Below are 1,216 nucleotides of genomic sequence, written 5' to 3'. Positions count from 1 at the left end.
CAACAACAGCAGCAGAAAAAGGAGAAGCGGATGCCGTTGAGGCCTTTAAGTTGGCAGACCGTTCCCGTGGTTTTGACCTGCATTCAGGTTCTCAGGTACGTTTAACGGTTCTGGATCTGGGAGATAATATCAATGAATTTGTCTGGGGTCATCATCATATCTTAATGGATGGATGGTGTGTAGGAATACTGATTAAAGAATTCTTTCAGTTATATGAAGGTTATTTGTCAGGCAAACCAGCAGCCTTAACTACCGTATATCCTTATTCGGATTATATGAAGTGGTTGATGGCTTTAGATCAAACAGCTTCTCTAAGCTATTGGGGCAACTATTTGTTGGATTATAATCAAACTGCAAGTTTCCCTAAGAAGAATAATTATAAGACTCAGGACTATAATTTATGCAAGACGAACATAGAATTATCAAAAGAAGTAAGAGCGTCTATAACAGATTTATGTATAAGTCTGGGAATTACCGAAAATACATTTATTCAGGTAATCTGGGGAATTCTGCTTAGCAGATATAACAATAGTAAAGATGTAGTCTTTGGTGCTGTTGTTTCTGGACGTCCTGGTGAGATTGCAGGTATAGAAGAGATGATCGGATTGTTTGTGAATACCATTCCAGTGCGTATTCAATTTTCAGGAAAGGAAACCATTGCAGAATTATTAAAAACATTACAGAAGAAATTTGCAGAAGGTAGCCAATATCATTATACACAATTAGCAAATATTCAACTGGAAAATAATAAGGATAGGGAATTATTTGATCATATTCTTGCTTTTGAGAACTATCCTGTACAGGAGTTGATAGTAAAAGAATCCGGAACAAATAAAAAAGAGAATTTGTCAATATTATCTTCTGAAGGATTTGAACAGAATGGTTATGATTTGACTCTTTTTATCTTTCCTCATGAAACTTTAACATTTAGTTTCTTTTATAATGACTATGTCTATAGTGTAAGCACCATAGAAAAATTGCAAGCTCAATTAATGCAAACAATCGAGCAGGCACTAGCACATCCTGGATTGAGCCTTGATAAGCTGGTTCAGCTGAGTTTTACCGATAACTACACAGCGCTTCCTTCAGTATCTTCTGTTGTTGATCCTTCTGTGCCTGTCTTATGTTCTGAGCACCAGAACCGGATGTGGTTTATCGATGAGTTTGAGAAAGATTATTTATACCAGGGGAGTCCTGTTTACCATAATCTTCCTTT

1 protein-coding gene is annotated in these 1,216 nt (G+C 36.4%); it reads left to right on the top strand.

Going from position 1 to position 1,216, the window contains the following annotated elements:
- The coding region (locus tag ABIB30_RS27240) for a condensation domain-containing protein (protein WP_354306167.1) at window positions 1–1,216 on the top strand (1,216 nt) is incomplete at both ends.

Origin of the sequence: Pedobacter sp. UYP1, from assembly GCF_040547305.1 — a bacterium.
GTDB lineage: Bacteria > Bacteroidota > Bacteroidia > Sphingobacteriales > Sphingobacteriaceae > Pedobacter.
This window is presented reverse-complemented; position numbering and strand designations above follow the sequence as displayed.